Here is a 13,300-nt window from a genome sequence, read left to right as displayed (position 1 = left end):
GCCTTCCAACAGGGTAATCACGCCCTGATCCATGAGGGGCTGGTAATTCTCAGGGCGATAGGTGGATTTCATGGTGCCGTAGTCGTTCAGCGCATCTTCCCATTCGCCTTTCTGAACCACGTACTGCGCATTCGGGAAAGCGGGTACGACGCCGCCTTCCCCGTCCGTAACGGTCGCGCCGCCCGCGTGGTCGAAATGAAGGTGGCTCAGAATGACGAGATCGATTTCTTCCGCGGACACGCCTCGAGCCGACAGAGACCCCAGGACGGTGGAACCCGACATCCCGTAGATACCCCTGTCCCGGTCGGTCATCTTGTCGCCGTAGCCCGTGTCTACCAGGATGTTACGACCGTCCTTCCTGATGAGCAGGCAGTTCGTGTCGTTGGTGATCCGGTTCTTTTCGTCGGGAGGGCAGATACTCTCCCAGAGCGGCTTCGGTACGATCCCGAACATGCTCCCGCCGTCCAGTTTGAAGACTCCGCCGCTGACGACTGATAGTTCCACTTTAAGCTCCTTTTCATTGGTTTCGACCGATCCATACATAGTAGGTGCCGGCAGGGAGTTTGTCATGGCAAATGTGCTCGCGCTTTACGTTCTCTGAGCCTACCTTTACATTCATCTGAAAGAACAGGTCCGCTAATCCCCGCGCCTTGCCGAGGTCTAGAGGAAGGCCCGAAGTCCGTTTCGGTCGATTAGGTAAGGAGTCAGATACATGCCCAATGGCGGTTCGGACTGCTGCGGCACCTGCCGATTCAATACGGCCAACGCCGGTCGGCGAGATTACGACCCCTTGCCGGACGGGAACGTCGCGAGCTACTGCGAGATCGGGGGACTGGATATTGAAGACCCGTTCTGGACCTACTGCGGCAACCATACGTCACGGCTGAAACGAGGGTTTGACGTACCGCTGGGACCAGTGTATGTCCACGAGTGGGTTTCAGACGTTAATCCCAAAACCGGTAACCAGATCCTCCGATCGAACCGCCGTCTATGGATTGACGCCCCGGACACCGAGGAAGTCCGCGTCCAGTTTCTTCGTTTTCTGAAGGAGCCCGAGCTTCTCTCTGACAGCTACCCCCTTTACGGGAAGGACCTGTTGCGCGAAGCGGTCGACGAGCTTGAGCGGCTTCGGGAACCCCGCGCCATCCCCATTCTGGAGGATATCGCGAAAGACCTTCGCGAAAACGGGGAAGAGTGGGACGGAATCCAGACCGCGATCAAGCGGATCCAATCTGCTCTAGAAGGCGATCGGGGCTAGCCTTTTGACTATGCCCTACGCCTACTGGCCCTCGGTGGCCGTCGCCCCCGGGCAAATTGAAACGCAGTGCGAGTGAGCGGTAACGCCATGTCCCTATATGACTACATCGCCGCCGCGCCAAAGGTGGAGTTGCACGTCCATCTCGAAGGCTCAATCCAGCCGTCCACGCTGGTGATGCTGGCGAAACGACACCGCGTCGATCTGCCGGCGGACACCGAGGAGGGATTGCGCAACTGGTACCGGTTCAGGGACTTCCACCATTTCATCGAGGTATATGTCGCCATCACGAGGTGCCTCCGCACGGTGGAGGATTTCGAACTGATCGTGTACGAATTCGGCGCCGACATGGCCCGGCAGAACATCCGATACGCGGAGGTCACCTTCTCGCCGAGCACCCACCTCTGGATCAACGGGGTCGATCAGGACGTGTGGTTTGCGGGTCTCACGGAAGGGCGCCGCCGGGTAAAAGAGTCCTTCGGCGGCGAGATCAACTGGGTATTCGACGTGGTGCGCAACGACTACCCGGAAGTAGCCCGGTTCGACTATACAACCAGGGTGGCCATCGAGGGCGTGAACGACGGCGTGGTCGCCCTGGGCCTGGGCGGACTGGAAACCGGGTATCCGCCCGCGCGGTTCGCGCCGTGGTTCGACCGGGCGAGGGCGGCCGGGCTGCACAGCGCGCCCCACGCAGGCGAACACCTCGGCCCGGAAAGTATCTGGGACGCAATGAAGTATCTGGGCGCCGAACGCATCGGCCACGGCGTCCGGGCTATCGAGGATCCGGATCTGGTTTCCTACCTGGCGGAGCATCGCATTCCGCTGGAAGTCAGTCCCTCGAGCAATATCTGCCTGGGAATATACCCCGACATGGCATCCCACCCCCTGAAACGCCTCCACGAGTCCGGCGTGGCCACCACCGTCAATTCGGACGATCCGCCCCTCTTCAATACCACCCTGACGGATGAACTGAATTTACTCGTCGACCCCTGCGGTTTTTCCAGGGACACCATTGACGGGATCTTGCTGAACGGGGTTCGCTTCAGCTTTCTTCCGGAAGAGAAGAAACGGCGTATGGAGGCGGATTACCTTGCCGCGCTGCGCGCGCTGCGGGACGAACCAGCGAGTTGACTGGAGGCCGTCAGACCAGGTGGCACGCCGCCTGGTGGGCGCTCCCCTTGTCTTCCAACACGGGAACTTCGGTCCTGCACCGGGCTTCCGCCAGTGGACACCGGGGATGGAAGGGGCAACCCGGGGGCAGGTCCGCCGGATTGGGGACGTCGCCCTTGAGAATGATCCGGTCGTGCCCCAGTGTGGGATCGGGCAGGGGTACGGCCGAAAGCAGAGCGGTGGTATATGGGTGGAGCGGCTTCGCATAGAGCTGGTCTCGCGTGGCGGTTTCGACAATCTTGCCCAGGTACATCACGGCCACCCGGTCGCTGATATGGCGCACCACGCGGAGGTCGTGGGAAATGAACAGGTAGCTGAGCTGAAACCGGTCCTGCAGCACCTTGAGCAGGTTGATGATCTGCGCCTGGATCGAGACATCCAGCGCCGAGACCGGCTCGTCGGCGATGATCAGTTCGGGCCGGACGGCCAGGGCGCGGGCGATGCCGATGCGCTGGCGCTGGCCGCCGCTGAACTCATGGGGATAGCGGCGGGCGTGCGCGGGATTCAGCCCCACCGTTTCGAGCAGGTCCGTCACGCGGTCCCCGGCCTCCGCGCGGGTGCTCAGGCCGTGAACGGTGAGGGGTTCCCTGAGCAGGGCGTCCACGGTCATACGCGGGTTGAGAGAACCGTAGGGGTCCTGGAAGACGATCTGCATCTGGCGGCGCAGCCGCCGGAGATCGCCTTTCGTCATGGAAAAGACCGCGTGCGGCCTCCGTTCTTCGCCATCCTCGAGGGCGGTAAGGAATGTCGCCGTCCCGGCAGTCGGGTCGATCAGGCGCAGAATCGCGCGTCCGATCGTGGTCTTTCCGCACCCGCTTTCACCCACCAGGCCCAGCGTTTCACCCCGCTCGAGCGAAAGATCGACGCCGTCGACGGCCTTGATCATCGCCCGGTGACGCCGGAGCAGTCCAGCCCCTACGGGAAAGTGCTTCTTCAGGCCCTGGACCCGTAACAACATTTCATTCGATTCAGTCATATGGCTCCACTCCGCTACGTCATCGCCTCCTGCATTACCCGCTGCCATTCGCCGCATCGAACCGTGTGGCGGCCTTCCACGTCTATCAAGGTCTGCGGCCGGCGACATGGTTCCACCGCGAAATCGCAGCGCGGCGCAAAGCGGCATCCGGCCGGGAAGTCCACGGGATCCGGCACCGTGCCCTCGATCGTCGATAGTTCTTCCGTCCCCGAACTCATGGTCGGAACCGATGCGAGCAGGCCGCGGGTATAGGGATGGCGCGGACGCCCGAACAGCGTTTTGACGTCGGCCTGCTCCACGACCTGTCCCCCGTACATGACCAGTACCTCGCTTGCCATCTCGGCCACGATGCCCAGATCGTGGGTAATCAGGACCAGGCCCATGCCCAGTTCTGCCTGCAGGCGCCGCAGTACGTCGAGGATCTGCGCCTGAATGGTGACGTCCAGCGCCGTTGTAGGCTCGTCGGCGATCAACAACTTGGGTTCGCAGGAGATCGCCATGGCGATCATCGCGCGCTGACGCATGCCTCCGCTGAGTTCATGGGGATAGGCCGCGGCTCGCTCTTCCGGCAGCGGGATGTCCACCAGGTCCAGCAGCTCGACGGTCCGTTTCCAGGCGTCCTTCCGGTCCGCTCCCAGGTGCAGGCGAATGGCCTCGGCGATCTGTTCGCCGACGGTAAATACGGGGTTGAGGGACGTCATGGGTTCCTGGAAGATCATGGCGATGTCATTGCCCCTTATGCCGCGGATCTGTCGAGGCGACAGCTTCAGCAGATCCCTGTCCTCGAAAAAGACCTCGCCTCCGGCGATACGGCCGGGGGGCTGTGGGATCAGCCCCAGGATGGAATAGGCGGTCATGCTCTTGCCGCAGCCGGATTCGCCCACGATGCCGAGGGTCTTGCCGGCCTCCACCTCGAAACTGACGCCGTCGACCGCCCGCACCACGCCACCCTCGGTGTCGAAGTAGGTCTTCAGGTCATGTACACGGAGGATCGGATTCAAATCTCACCTCTTATCCGTTATCACTTGCGGCTCAGAAGCGTGTCCACGATGCCTCTTATGCGTTGCCGCGCTGCCTGGGGTCGAGGGCGTCGCGCAGCCCGTCACCGAGCAGGTTGTACAGCGTTACCGTGATGAATATGGCGAATCCGGGCACGATTACCAGCCACCAGGCCGCGATATTGCTCCGCGCGCCGGCCAGCAGCGATCCCCACGTGATGACCTCGGCAGGCACGCCGATGCCCAGGAAGCTCAGCCCTGATTCGGCCAGGATGGCGCCGGCCACGCCGAAAGCCGCGGGTATCAGCACCGGGGCGATGGCATTGGGCAGGATGTGCACCGCCATGATGCGCAGATTCGAACAGCCCAGGGCCCGGGCGGCCGCAATGTAGTCGAATGCCCGTACCTGGAGAAACTGGGACCGGGTCAGCCGGGCGATGCCCACCCACCCGGTGAATCCGATGATGATCATGATCCAGAACAGGCTCGGCGGGAAGAAAGCCGCCGCCGTGATGATCAGGAAGAAAGGCGGGATCGCGGCCCATAGTTCGAATACGCGGGACAGGAACAGATCCGTCCACCCGCCCAGGTAGCCTGCCAGCGCGCCGAGTCCCACGCCGATCACCAGGGAGATGCCCACCGAAACCAGCCCGATGGTCAGCGAATACCGCGTGCCGTGAATGAGTCCGGACAGCACATCGCGTCCCAGCCGGTCCGTACCAAAGAGATGCGCCTCCCCCGGCCGTTCATAACGGTCGCCGAGCCGGATCTCGTCCGGCGCGTAGGGGATCGGCGGAAAGACCGCCTCGCTGGCCTCGTACCGCTTGAAGTTCTTCCGGGTCCGAAGCGCTTCCTGCCAGTCCAGCAAGCCGGCGTACACGGCATACTGCCGGAACGCGGGGAAATAGGTTTCGCCCTCGTAGACCATGTAATACGGCTTGTTGCCGGCGATCAGATCCGCGGTGAGTGCCACGAGAGTCATGACAGCGAGTACGTATAGACTGTACAGCGCCGGACGGTTCTTGCGGAACTCCTTCCAGGTGAGCCGCCAGAAGCTCTCGCCGCCCGCGTTCTTCACCGCATCGGCCGGCGCGCCGTCCACGGCGTTCTTTCTATCTTTTTCGGCAGGATACGATCCCACTGCTCATCCCCTATCCATGCAACTGGTCAAACGTAATCCTCGGATCGACCACCTTGAGCAGGATGTCCGCAACCAGGATGCCCAGGAGCGACAACAGGGAGCCGACGGTGAATAGCGCCATGACCATGGGATAGTCCCGGTTCAGCACGGACTCGAATCCGAGCAGCCCCATCCCGGGAATGGTAAAAATCGTCTCGATGAATACGGAACCCGCGATCAGGGCCGGCAGCAGCCCGGCGGAGGTGGTTACGATCGGAATCAGGGAATTGCGGTATACGTGCCGCAGGATGACGACTTTTTCCGACAATCCCTTGGCCCGGGCGGTCCGGACGTAATCCTGGCGCAGGTTCTCCAGCATGCTCGTCCGCATAAACCGGGAGATCGTTGCGAAGCTGATGTAGGCGGAGGCCAGCACGGGGAGGAACATGTGGTACATGTGGTCCGCGAGGATCCGCCAGGTACTCCATTCGCCGGAAGCATCCAGCGATTGTATGCCCGAGGCCGGGAACCAGTAGAAGAACTCCCGGTTGCACAGGAATATGATCAGCAGCATGCCCACCCAGAAGGAAGGCATGGACCAGAGGACGAAGGTCCCGGTCGTAAGCATCCGGTCGGAAAAGGTGTTCTGCTTGACCGCCAGCCAGATGCCGAGCGGCAGGCCGACCAGGTAGGCGATGACGATCGCGATGATATTGATCTCGAGCGTGACGGGCAACCGTTCCATAATCCGCCCGATGACGGGTTGGTTATCCTTGAAGGATCGGCCGAAATCCAGCGTAACGAAGCGGTATCCCGCGAGTTTGAAGAGTTCGATCCCCGCTCCCCGATAGGCATAGTTGCCCTCTGCGCTGAAGGTCCTCCCTTCCCAGAACGAAGATCGTTCCAGTTCGCCTGCCTCCTCTTGCGCAGATTTCCGCACAAGGGCAAGGAACCGGCCTTTCTGTTCCTCCCGCTCAAGCGCCGTCAACGCCCTGCGCTCCGACGCATCCAGGCGTTCCAGCAACCGGTCCGCCAGCATGGCGCTGCGGTCGAAGGCGCTGATGGATTCGACTTTCAGGAAAAGCGCCGTGACCCAGTTGGCATACTGCACGTGGACCGGCCGGTCCAGTCCCAGTTGCCTGCGCAGTTCCTGCCGGGTTTCTTCGATATCCCGCTGCCGGTCGGACGCAAGCCCCTCGCCACCGGCCACGCCGCCCAGGAACAGATCCACGGGGTCGCCGGGGGCGAGATGCATGATGAAGAAGGAAATTACCGTGATCCCCACCAGCGTGGGGATCATGAGAAGCGAGCGTTGAAGGATGTAACCGAGCATAGCGAAGATCGATCCTGCGCGGGATCACGGCCGGATTCGCAGCCCGTCAGCCGCCCAGCGAGTACAGGATGCGGCTGATCACTGGTACAGCCGGTCGGCGGGCTCGACCCACCACTCCTGCGTCACGGCGCCGGCGGGATACCAGTTGACGCCGTGATAGCGCCTGCTGTATGCGACGGCGACGCGCGATTTCCAGAGAAAGGTATAGGGTTGTTCCTCGTGGAGGATTTCCTGGAATCGGCGGTACTGTTCGATCCGCTTGTCCATGTCGAATTCCTTCCGGTAGGCCGTAAGGATCGCATCCGACTCATCGTTCCTGAAACTGATGAAATTGGATCCGTTCCCCTCGATCTGGGACGAGTGCCAGATCTGGTAGGCGTCGGGTGGAAAGCGCAGACCCGTTCCGCCGGTCCAGCCCAGGGTGACGGCCGCGAAATCCTTGTTCTTGACTCTTTCCAGGAAGATGGACCAGTCCAGTTCTCGCACCTGGCAGTCGATGCCCACGTCCTCGAGGGAACTCTGAAGCGTAAGCGCGATATCCTTGCGAAGCTGGTTGCCCGAGTTCACGAGAAACTCGAACCGAAACGGTGTCTTCTCGCCGTCGATCTCCTTGTCGAGAATCCCGTCGTTGTCTGTATCTGCCCATCCGGCTTCGTTCAGAAGCGCCAGGGCCCGTTCCGGGTCGTAGGCATAGGGTTGTAGATCATGGTTGTACTCGGGACGGAACTTGTGTATGGGACCCTCGACCGTTTCCGCGAGTCCAAAGAGCAGGTTACGCACCATGCCTTCACGGTCGGTGAAGTGGGTCATCGCCTGCCGGACCCGCCGGTCCCGGAAAATGGGATGTCCGTTGTTCCACCCGATGTACGTGTAGCCTCCCGCGTACTGGATGCCCTTCATGAACCGGTCGACGAAACCGGGAGACCAGCTCTTCTCTTTGAACTCCAGCGGTTTCATGCCATGGATGTCCAGGTTGCCGTTGGTCAGTTCGATGAAGGCGGCGTCCAGGTTGTTGATGATCTTGAAGACTACCTTGTCCACGTTTCCGGTCGCGGGCAGACCATCCACGCCCTGTCCCCAGTAGTTCCCGTTGCGGGTGAGCACGACCTTCTGGCCCGTGACCACGTCGTTCTCCCAGTCCGCCACGAAATACGGCCCGGAGCCAAGCATGTTCCGATTGAAATCCTGGTTGAAGCGGTCGCCGAAGAGCCGCACCCGGTCCGCGTGTTTCCCTGCTTCCCAACTGCCGTCAATCAGGCTCGTGATCGGCACCGGATCAAGCAGTCCGTCAGGGTCGTAGAAGTGTCTCGGAAGGATGTCGAAACTACCCAGAAAGAGGTCGTTCAGGATGTACGGTTCCTTGCAGATGAAGCTGATCTCATGTTCCCCGAGTTTCCTGACGTCTTGAATGGAGGAATAGTAGTTCCTGAGGTGAGGCGCCCGTACCGTGGGCGTCTGGATGACCTTCATGCTGAAAAGCACATCGTCCGCCGTGAGGGGAACGTCGTCGGCGAATCGAACGTTCTGGCGCAGCGTGAAGGTATAGGTGAGATAATCGTCCGACACGACCGGGTAGTCCATCGCGATGAAACCCCGCTGCGTGTAAGGCGGATCGTACTCCGGCTCCAGCAAAGACTCGAAGACGTAGGTGTGCACCTGGGTGGCGCCCTGGTCGCTCGAAGTATACGGGTTGAAGTTTTCCGGATCGGACAACGCGTGACGCACCATCCAGTCGCCGAACACCGGATTGTCCGTCCCCGCGTATTTGAGCGCGGCCTTATCCGTCCCGTCCAGCACGACGATATCCTTCGACTCCGACAGGAGCGTCTGAACCTTGTTCCAGGGATCTTCTGTCGTTTCACCGCCGCCGCAGGCGAGTTGGGTGGCAATAAGCACCAGGACAGCGGTTCCAGCCGTGTAAACGAAGTTGGGCTTCATTTCGTTGATCCTCCGATCATACCTGTCGCCAGGTCATCGGCCTGCGCGCGCCAGCGGCACTACCTGCCCAGGCCCTTCTCCTCGAAATCTATGACGATCTTGATGCACTCGCCCTTGCGTCGGGTGGCCATTTCGAAGCCGTCCTGTATCCGGGCGAAAGGCAGCTTGTGGGAGATCATCGGCGCCAGGTTCACGCGGCCCTCGCCGATCGTCCGCATGGCGCTCTTGAAATCGATGTCCATGTCCGGTCCGACCGAAGTCGTAATCTGCAGGTTTTTCCGGAACAGTTCCAATATGTCGACCGTAAATCGCGGAGTCTTGGGCACGCCGAAGTCGATGAAACGGGCCTTGTGACGGGCCAGCTTCACGCACATGTTGAACGTCTCTTCCACGCCCACGACCTCGATCACCACGTCCGCCATCCTCCCATCCGTGATTTCGGCCACGGCCTCTATCGGATCGGTGTGCCGCGTGTTCACGGTGTGGGTCGCCCCCATTTCCGTGGCCGCGGCCAGACGGTTATCGTACTGGTCGATGCCGATGATCAGCGCCGCGCCGAGGTTCCGCATCATGGTGGTGAACAGTAGCCCCATGGGACCCTGGCCGACCACGGCGACCTCGGCATTGAAGAAGTGTCCCAGCTTGCGCAGGCAGTAGAGCACGGTGCCGAGGGGCTGGGCCATCAGAAGCTGTTCCTGGGGCAGTCCCTCCGGCAGGGGCGTCACGGAAGCGCCGAGTCCAAGAAAATACTCGGCCATGGCGCTTGAGCCGGACGGCAGGGCCAGGACGAGGTCCCCCTCCCTGCATCCCTCCGCCCATGACTTCTCGATGACCCCGATGCTCTCGTGGAGGGACACGCCCGGCGGCGCGGGATAGTTCGCCGGACCGGTAAACAGCGGGTGGTCGCTGCCGCAAATGGCCGCATTCACGGTTCGCACGAGCACCAGGTCCTTCAGCCCGTCCGGATTGGTTTGTTCCAGCGCGATGTCCGGCCGTTCCGCTTCCACGATTTCAATGCGTTCCGGTGCGACGACTTGTCCCGCTTTCATCGGTTTTCCTTTCTGGCTGACTCATCCGGCACGACCACGACGCGGCGGCACCGCCTAATGGCCGGACGGCAGAACCCGTCGGGAAGAAACGAAATATCCGAGAGCCTGACGGTGCATGAACCCGGCCGTATACCTTGGGCAATCCTCCTGACATCCGGCATGGCCGTGCTGTGTGAATGTACAAACGATAACCGTATTGTCAAACCGAAATGGTCTCGGCGGTACGGGGTTTTCCGCTATCGCCGGGCATCGCCGATATAGATATCGAAATAGCCCGTATTGTTGCCCCAGAACGGGTATTCGCCGTCGCGGTCTCTCTTGATGCCCTTGAGCCAGGGTTTTCTCAGAGCAGCCTTCTTCCCGTAGTAGAGAAACACGGCGCCGACGTCCTCGGAGAGGATCTGCTGGGCCTGGTCGTATAGACGAAACCGCCGGGGGCCGTCCATCTCCGACGCCGCTTCGTCGACCAGGCGGTCGAATGCGGCGTTTCTCCATGGATGGCGGCTGTATCCGGCCGGCTGCGAACGCCAGACCATGGCGAGCATATTGTTCGGGTCGGGATAATCGTAGTGATACTGTATCAGGCTGAAGGGGATCTTTCGCTGGTACTGGGCGGTCCGGTAGGAAATGTTCTCGACGACCCGTATCGTCATATTGATCCCCAGGTGGGATTTGAGCATTTCCTGTATGGCCTGGCCGACCTGTTGCCGGGCGATGTTGTTGACCCACATCTCGATCCTGGGAAAACCGCGTCCTTCCGGATATCCCGCCTCGCGCAGGCGCCGTCTCGCCAGTCCGGGATCGAAGCGCTGGACTTCGCGGTACTTCCCGCCTGCATAGCCCGGAAAGCCGGGTGGAAGCATGGAATAAGCCGGCATGCCCATACCCTGGAGCAATACACGGCATATGGTCTCACGGTCGATGGCGTGGCTGATCGCCTGCCGCACTTTGAAGTTGTCGAAGGGTGGAAAATCCGCGTTGAAGAAGAGAAAGTGAGTCATGAAGTCCTTGCTGACGTACAGTTCGCGGGAGAGTCGCGGATGACTCCTGATGCGCGGCAGATCGATGGGGGTAACGTCCTGCTGGTCGATCTCGTCGTTTTCGTAGGCCAGCGTGCCGCCGGCCATCATGCGGGTATCCCGGAACTTTCCGATGATCCGCTCCACGTATCCCTTGTGGGGACCGTTATAGTTCGGATCCAGGACGAATTCGAAGCGGGAACCGTGATCCCAGGAGGCCAGCTTGAAGGTGGAATTGGTCACGAACCGGCCAGGCTCGGACCAGCCCGGACCGTATTTCTCCACCTGCCAGCGCGGCACTGGAACGGACGTGGGGAAGGAGGCGATATAGGGGAGATAGGGACAGGGAAGGGCGGTTCGAATGACCAGCGTGTAGTCATCTACAGCCTTGACGCCGACGGAATCCGCGTTCCGGGTCAATCCCTGGTTGAAGGCCTTCGCCCCTTCGATTTCGTAGTAGAAGGAAGCGTTTCGGTTCGCGCTGGCCGGATCGACCATCCGCTTGAAGGCATATTCGAAATCGTGGGCGGTGACGGGCCGGCCGTCGCTCCACTTCGCGCCCCTGCGCAGGTGGAAGGTCCAGCGGGTGCCGTCGGAAGACGCCTCCCATCGATCGGCCGCGGCAGGCGTGAGCTCATTGTTGTGATCCAGCCTGGTGAGGCCTTCGAAGGAAAACACCGCGCCGGTCGCTTCGTAGACGGCGATTCCGATATCGAGCGTGGTGGGTTCCGGCAGGTGAAAGGTATAAATCTGGCGCGCGAGGGACGCCGCGTCCGGAGGCATGGCCTTGTCGACCGTATTGAACGTTACAGGTATTGCGGAAGACGCAGGCGGCGTCACATCGTGCCGAGCGATGTTAAAAACCGGCAGGAAGAGCAGAAAAAAACACAGAAAGAGGCCTGGATTCACCCGTGCCTCCCCCGCATTTCATGGGCCTGAGCCGCTCTCCCGATCCTGTCCATTTCCTTGCTACCCGGCAAAGATCGCCCGGTTCGAGATGCCTGACCGGTAGGACGCCTGTTGGATGCCTCCGATGAATTGCGCAGTGCGGCCTGCCGGCGCCGTGCCTTCGTACCATGCGCTGAACGACGCGTTGAATTCCTGTATCCAGGCCCTGTTCACTTCGGAATCTCCGCCGGCGACCACATAGGCGTTATTGAAGATGCCGTCCTCCTTGAGCCCGTTTCCGCCCGCCGCTTTTATGCGCGCGTCCAGCGTGGAAAGCTGTCGGCTGGCGTCGTCGCCGCCCACGGCGCTGGTCATGACTTCGGTCACGCCGCCGTAATGGATCGAGGTCCACGTGCTGAATCCGTCTTCCAGGACCCCGGAACGCGTTATGCTCACGTCGCCCGAGACCACCCTGGGCTGGGGTTCCACGATACCGTCCAGATTCGGGATGCGGGAAACCGGGTAGATCAGCCCGGCCGGCCGGTCGTCACCGTAGTAGTCTTCGAAGGCCCGCCGAACCGTATCGATTCTTTCCCACGATTTCCCGGGCGCGTCGTCGACGGCGACGAGTATTTCCATCCATACGGTCTGCTTCCTGAAATCGACGCCGGCTTCGGCAAAGGGCTTTTCGTAATGCTCTTCCAGCACGAAGGCTGTTTCCTCCGCCAGGTCGGACCCGAGGGACGTGATGACTTCGCCGTCTCGGGTATGCATGACCGATGCGCCGCTCGGTTGATGGTCCCGCCAGTAGCCATAGTCGATCACGCCATCGCCGATGGTGACGTTTTCGCCGGCCGCCGCCTTGATCTGGACCTCGAAGAGCGCCACCGGATCCGGGAAGCCTTCGGGATGCGTGAACCGCGCCATGCGGTTGGACCGGAGCGGGCCGCCGGTCACCGCCTCGATCATGGGAGCGTACACGGCGTTATAGTCGTCCTTGAGCCGGTCGCAGTCCTCGCGGTTGCCGGACGGGGTCGTCCAAAGCACATCCGTCTTGTAGACGTCGGACCAGCTCACGCCGCAGATCGCCAGGTTCTTGTTCAGGTTCTGGATCGTGCCAAACCACTCGGAACCCACGTCGTTCGGATACTGCGTGCCGACATTTCCGCTCGGTTCGATGAGACGAAACACGTGGTTGTGGTCGTCCTTGACGATGACCTCTGTGGGATTGGAAAAGATGGCGATGGGATTGTGCCTGACGATGCTGACCTGTGCCATGCGGTGATGTCCTTTCAGATCGGATTAAAATTGCCTGAGCGTGAGTACAGTGGATGACCGCGAACCGGAGGTACCCGGCGCATTCGCCGAAAGACCCAACGCGGTCAAAGGGGACTGCGGATCCGCCATCGATTCAGGCCGTAGAAGCGGATCCGCCATCGATTCAGGCCGTAGAAATTAAACGGTCGAGCCGACAAAAACAAGCGTGAAAAGGAAAGGGTCGCCATGCTCTATCCCTGGCAAAACCTCGCGAAGTCGAGCACCGGGGCCACCTCC

At 61.1% G+C, this 13,300-nt stretch carries 11 protein-coding genes; 2 read left to right on the top strand and 9 right to left on the bottom strand.

The window, feature by feature from the left end:
- Window positions 1-504: MBL fold metallo-hydrolase (locus OXG98_16635; protein MCY3773634.1), on the bottom strand; the 504-nt coding region annotated here is incomplete at its 3' end.
- A gap of 208 nt (window positions 505-712) precedes the next feature.
- Here OXG98_16635 and OXG98_16630 point away from each other — a divergent pair.
- Window positions 713-1,258, top strand: coding sequence for a hypothetical protein (locus OXG98_16630; protein ID MCY3773633.1), 546 nt, complete (start codon window positions 713-715; stop codon window positions 1,256-1,258).
- Window positions 1,259-1,345: 87 nt separating this feature from the next.
- Window positions 1,346-2,386: an adenosine deaminase gene (gene add, locus OXG98_16625; GenBank protein MCY3773632.1), complete on the top strand. Its 1,041-nt coding sequence runs from the start codon at window positions 1,346-1,348 to the stop codon at window positions 2,384-2,386.
- A 10-nt stretch (window positions 2,387-2,396) separates the two neighbouring features.
- Here add and OXG98_16620 read toward each other — a convergent pair whose 3' ends face one another.
- From OXG98_16620 to OXG98_16585, 8 genes are all read right to left on the bottom strand, one after another.
- On the bottom strand, window positions 2,397-3,401 hold the full coding sequence (locus OXG98_16620) for an ATP-binding cassette domain-containing protein (GenBank protein ID MCY3773631.1): 1,005 nt from the start codon (window positions 3,399-3,401) through the stop codon (window positions 2,397-2,399).
- A 14-nt stretch (window positions 3,402-3,415) separates the two neighbouring features.
- Window positions 3,416-4,402, bottom strand: coding sequence for an ABC transporter ATP-binding protein (locus tag OXG98_16615; protein ID MCY3773630.1), 987 nt, complete (start codon window positions 4,400-4,402; stop codon window positions 3,416-3,418).
- A 55-nt stretch (window positions 4,403-4,457) separates the two neighbouring features.
- Window positions 4,458-5,540, bottom strand: coding sequence for an ABC transporter permease (locus OXG98_16610; GenBank protein MCY3773629.1), 1,083 nt, complete (start codon window positions 5,538-5,540; stop codon window positions 4,458-4,460).
- 10 nt (window positions 5,541-5,550) lie between these two features.
- The gene (locus OXG98_16605) at window positions 5,551-6,852 is read right to left on the bottom strand and encodes an ABC transporter permease (protein ID MCY3773628.1); all 1,302 of its coding nucleotides are present in this window, start codon (window positions 6,850-6,852) and stop codon (window positions 5,551-5,553) included.
- 78 nt (window positions 6,853-6,930) lie between these two features.
- A complete protein-coding gene (locus tag OXG98_16600) occupies window positions 6,931-8,790 on the bottom strand; it encodes an ABC transporter substrate-binding protein (protein MCY3773627.1) in 1,860 nt (619 codons plus the stop codon).
- A gap of 59 nt (window positions 8,791-8,849) precedes the next feature.
- Window positions 8,850-9,839 (bottom strand): zinc-binding dehydrogenase, encoded by a 990-nt coding sequence (locus tag OXG98_16595; protein MCY3773626.1) that lies wholly within the window; start codon window positions 9,837-9,839, stop codon window positions 8,850-8,852.
- A 236-nt stretch (window positions 9,840-10,075) separates the two neighbouring features.
- Window positions 10,076-11,767: a peptide ABC transporter substrate-binding protein gene (locus tag OXG98_16590; GenBank protein MCY3773625.1), complete on the bottom strand. Its 1,692-nt coding sequence runs from the start codon at window positions 11,765-11,767 to the stop codon at window positions 10,076-10,078.
- Window positions 11,768-11,827: 60 nt separating this feature from the next.
- Entirely contained in the window at window positions 11,828-13,024 is a 1,197-nt protein-coding gene (locus tag OXG98_16585) for a hypothetical protein (protein ID MCY3773624.1), read from the bottom strand.
- Window positions 13,025-13,300 lie beyond the last annotated feature (276 nt).

This window comes from Gemmatimonadota bacterium, from assembly GCA_026706345.1.
In the GTDB taxonomy this organism is placed as follows: Bacteria; JAAXHH01; JAAXHH01; order JAAXHH01; family JAAXHH01; genus JAAXHH01.
This window is presented reverse-complemented; position numbering and strand designations above follow the sequence as displayed.

Excerpts from the sequence above, each read along its gene's own strand:
- OXG98_16630 (MCY3773633.1), top strand. The coding sequence starts at position 713 with ATGCCCAATGGCGGTTCGGACTGCTGCGGCACCTGCCGATTCAATACG.
- add (MCY3773632.1), top strand. The coding sequence starts at position 1,346 with ATGTCCCTATATGACTACATCGCCGCCGCGCCAAAGGTGGAGTTGCAC.
- OXG98_16620 (MCY3773631.1), bottom strand. The coding sequence starts at position 3,401 with ATGACTGAATCGAATGAAATGTTGTTACGGGTCCAGGGCCTGAAGAAG.
- OXG98_16605 (MCY3773628.1), bottom strand. The coding sequence starts at position 6,852 with ATGCTCGGTTACATCCTTCAACGCTCGCTTCTCATGATCCCCACGCTG.
- OXG98_16600 (MCY3773627.1), bottom strand. The coding sequence starts at position 8,790 with ATGAAGCCCAACTTCGTTTACACGGCTGGAACCGCTGTCCTGGTGCTT.
- OXG98_16595 (MCY3773626.1), bottom strand. The coding sequence starts at position 9,839 with ATGAAAGCGGGACAAGTCGTCGCACCGGAACGCATTGAAATCGTGGAA.
- OXG98_16585 (MCY3773624.1), bottom strand. The coding sequence starts at position 13,024 with ATGGCACAGGTCAGCATCGTCAGGCACAATCCCATCGCCATCTTTTCC.